The organism is Arsenophonus sp. ENCA (assembly GCF_002287155.1).
GTDB classification, from domain to species: Bacteria; Pseudomonadota; Gammaproteobacteria; order Enterobacterales; family Enterobacteriaceae; genus Arsenophonus; species Arsenophonus nilaparvatae.
In genome coordinates, this window is sequence record NZ_NHNG01000558.1 from 1 (window position 1) to 3,869 (window position 3,869).

General features: G+C 46.6%; 3 protein-coding genes and 2 pseudogenes. 4 read left to right on the forward strand and 1 reads right to left on the reverse strand.

Going from position 1 to position 3,869, the window contains the following annotated elements:
- The 4 genes and pseudogenes from CBG25_RS14460 to CBG25_RS14475 form a co-directional block, all read left to right on the forward strand.
- Positions 1-416 (forward strand): annotated as a pseudogene (locus CBG25_RS14460) (type II secretion protein E); the annotation flags it as partial.
- Between the two features lie 32 nt (positions 417-448).
- The gene (locus CBG25_RS14465) at positions 449-919 is read left to right on the forward strand and encodes an IS630 transposase-related protein (protein ID WP_290607492.1); all 471 of its coding nucleotides are present in this window, start codon (positions 449-451) and stop codon (positions 917-919) included.
- Positions 805-1,272: pseudogene (locus CBG25_RS14470) on the forward strand (IS630 family transposase); the annotation flags it as partial. The gene CBG25_RS14465 and the pseudogene CBG25_RS14470, both read left to right, overlap by 115 nt.
- Before the next feature lie 155 nt (positions 1,273-1,427).
- A complete protein-coding gene (locus CBG25_RS14475; RefSeq protein ID WP_290607494.1) occupies positions 1,428-3,707 on the forward strand; it encodes an S-type pyocin domain-containing protein in 2,280 nt (759 codons plus the stop codon).
- Here the strand turns inward: CBG25_RS14475 and CBG25_RS14480 are convergent.
- Positions 3,704-3,869 (reverse strand): transposase domain-containing protein (locus CBG25_RS14480; RefSeq protein ID WP_290603847.1); only part of this gene is annotated, 166 nt, incomplete at its 5' end. The genes CBG25_RS14475 and CBG25_RS14480 overlap by 4 nt on opposite strands.

The window sequence follows — 3,869 nt, forward strand, 5'->3', positions numbered from 1 at the left end:
CCGATCCGCAGTTGTTGATTGGGCTGATAAGCCAACGACTGGTTCAGCGCTTATGTCCGCATTGCAAAATTCCATATCACCGGGTAGCTGAGCGGCTTGAAGAGGATGATCGCGATCTGATTGAACAGTATTGCCAGCCTGAAAAGGTGTTTATGCGCCATTTTGAAGGCTGCGAACACTGTTATCGCGGGATTGTCGGGCGGATCGTGGTGGCCGAAGTGATCGCCCCGGATGCACAATTTTTTGAACTGTACCGGACAAAAAGCAAGGCGGCAGCGAAAACCTACTGGCATCGTAAGTTGGGTGGTATTACCCGTAATCAGCACGTATTGCACTACATCCATGCGGGAGAAGTTGATCCACTGGCCGCGCATTTTATTTGCCCGATTGATGAGGACAGCTATACGTTGCTATAGCTAAACGACTTAATTTTGATTACATTATTTAAATGAGCTATTCAATTGATTTTAGACGTAAAGTGATATCTACACGGGAAGAAGAAGGGTTGAGTATCCGAGAAACAGCGAAGCAATTTCGGATTGGCCCTGCCTCTGTATCGCGTTGGATTAATCAAATAGAGTCAAAAGCATCGACCACGCGTCAGCGAAAGATCGATAAATCCGAGTTGATAAAAGATGTTGAACAATATCCAGATGCTTACCAAAAAGAACGTGCAGAGCGTTTTGGCGTTTGTCAGAAGGCCATTTGGCAAGCTCTTAAAAAGCTGGGATTGACCTATAAAAAAAAACTCTACGTCATCCGAAAGCCGACGAAAGCGCCCGGCAAGCATTTCAACAAAAAAAACAACAGTATGAAAAAGAAGGTAAACCTATTGTTTTTATTGATGAAAGTGGTTTTCCACACGATACCCCGCGGACTCACGGCTATTCCCCAAAAGGTCAACGGTGTTTTGGCCTGAAGAACTGGGGAGCCAAGGGAAGAACAAATGTTATCGGCGCTTTATTAGGCACAACGCTGTTTGCTATCGGATTATTTGATCTCAATATTAACAGCGATGTTTTCTATGCCTGGGTCACACAAGTCCTGATTCCAGTACTCCCTAAAAACAGTGTAATCGTGATGGACAATGCAACTTTTCACAAGAAACATAATATTCAACAAGTCATCATCGATGCCGGGTATATGGTGGAGTATTTGCCTACGTATTCGCCAGATCTTAACCCAATTGAGCATAAATGGGCACAAGCAAAAAGCAAAAAAAGAGAGAGCGGTTGCGACACAGAGATTTTGTTCTCAGTCCATATGGTGTAATCAAAATTAAGTCGCTTGGCTATACCGCAATAAAATTGTTTCCTACACTGAATTCCACATACTGTTTTTACGCGCTCATTTTGATGGTTGACTTTATGTTCACCTCAATTATACTGTTTATTTGTACAGTATAATTGTGATTAGGTACTTCCAAAATGGACAACGAAAAGGTGAGAAAAAAGCGGAGCCCTGGTTGGACTGGATCCAGAAAGGGAAGCAGCAATCGAGGAAGATCAAACAATAATCGAGGTAATACTGGTGGTGCTAAAGGAGGTAGTACGCCTACGAGTATAAGCGGCCCAAGCACGCCAAAGACAACTACCGCAACCACTGGTACAAGAAGTACAAAGGGTCATGCCTCTGACCATTCGGGATGGAGTTCAGAGAATAACCCATGGGGGGGAGGAAATTCTCATACAGGAGGTCGTGGTCATGGTGGTTCAAGTCATTCCAGTCAAAATACACACAATAAAGTGGCTGCGGAAGCCAGAGAACGGACTGAAGCAGAATCGAGGGCAAGAGCCGAAGCTGAAGCCAGAGCGAAAGCAGAAAGAGAGGCTACTTTAGCCAGAGAGCAACGTGCGCGGGCGATGCTAAGTCAAGCTAGTTCTCTGGCCATTATGGGTGGGGTATTAACGCCCGCTGGCCAGATGGCACCCGTGTTTTCTGTCGCGGGTGTAGGAAGTATGGCATTAACTGATACCGCTGGCGCTTCTTTGGTGAATGGATTTCGTGCCGCTATTGGTGAGTTAGCCGGATTAGGCGTCAGAATTAAAAATGCCTCCCCGATGGGGATATTTCTTGGCACCCTTTTTCATGTTCCCAAGGTAGGTGAAGGCAGTGATCGGGTAGATGGCCGTACTTTGGAGCAATTTCTCTCATTGTCAGTACCCGCAAAAACGATGGGGCTGACTAATCGTGAGACGCTCCAACAAGCTGCAAAAACTTCAGGCGTGGTGGATATGCCGGTCAGAGGAAAACTGGCGGCTATTGATCCGAAGGTAGATGTCAAAGTCATCAAAACACCGAAAATCCAGTCTGTACGCGTGGTTGAAGCGACGTATGATGAAAATACCGGGCTATATATTCATTCGCTCACTGATAATAAAATTGGCGCGCTTAAAATCGTTACTGCGCCGGTAAAAGAATCCGTCATTCAAGGTCAGCCACCCTTAGTGGCGCCTTTACCTACGGTGCCAATAAAAATACATCATGATGGTCATTCTTCATCGGCTTCAAAGCCTTTGCCAATGGCTGTGTCTAAAACGACACCCTTCCATGATGTCATTGTCGTTTACCCTGAAGCCGCAAAGATGGAGCCGGTTTATGTGATGTTCGAGCCGAAAGCGCAGAGCATCGCCGAAGCTGCACGCCAGCATCACCCAGAGCCGTTAACCGAAGAAATAACCGAAACCAAAGGGCTGGTTAAAGTCAAATCCTGCACAGCGTCAAAAACAGGCGAAGGGATGAAGGGGCGTTGGTTAAGTGCCATTGATGGGGCGATATACGAATGGAACAGCGAAATAGGCAAGCTGGAAGTCGTGCAGCACCCATCAAAAGCAGCAGAACAAAGCCTCAAAGAGGCAGGAGAACATCATTATCCCACTCCATCAACCGAATCATTGACTGACTATCGGGGATTGCTGGAAAGCAGGGCAAAAACAACGGTTGCTGATGGAAAAGGGAAAAAATTCCGCTGGACGGACGCAACGGGAGAAACACTGTACGAGTGGAACCCGTTAACCGGCAAGATGGAAACTTATAAATCTGGGCGCTGGAAGACGGAAATAAACCGTAGCGGCGAATCAGTGCGCGTCTGGGTCGTGGAAAGCGTGATAGACCCAACCACAGGGCTTTACGGCATTACCCTACCGGATGAGCATGGCAAACAGGGGCGGACGGTGTTAATCAGCCCAATAAAAGCACCGGGCGCTGATGGACTGGGGCATCTGTTACATCCTGAAGGACGACAAATCGTTATCCTGAATACCGGCAATGACGCACCCGTTAAAACCCCCGTTGTTACGGTATACCCTAATCCGATAATGCCTGATATTGATGCTCAGATAGCGGTGCCACCACTAGAAACAAACTATCTGCCGCTTTATGTGATGTTTAACTCACCCTATGGAGAAACCAATGCCAAAGGTAAATACAGCGGTCGTGACTTTAACAAGGATAAAGCAGGCGGCCCGATTCTTGATTTAGACTGGCGTACAGCGACAATTGACCACGAAGGTGTAGATAAGGTGAAACTGCATACCGGTCGTTTTGGACTGTTACCCGATAACAAAGTGATGATTGATCGTCTGGAAAAAATATTAAAGGGAGAGATAGAGTCCACCGATACCGACAAGCGTTTTTATACTCATGAAATAAGAGAACTGGAACGTAAGCGTCATTGGAACCACACAGAGATAGGTAGCGTGGTTTAAGGTAAGGTAATTTTCCAGGGCAGCAGTACGTTCCAGTCTATATCTTCATCAGGGGATTTTAGCGACGTCAGCAATGCCAGAAGATAATCGTACGGGTTAAGACCATTGATACGTGCACTTTCCACCAGGCTGTACAATAGCGCACTTGCATGAGCACCCGCT

Coding starts and splice junctions, on each gene's coding strand:
- CBG25_RS14465 (WP_290607492.1), top strand. CDS start 449: ATGAGCTATTCAATTGATTTTAGACGTAAAGTGATATCTACACGGGAA.
- CBG25_RS14475 (WP_290607494.1), top strand. CDS start 1,428: ATGGACAACGAAAAGGTGAGAAAAAAGCGGAGCCCTGGTTGGACTGGA.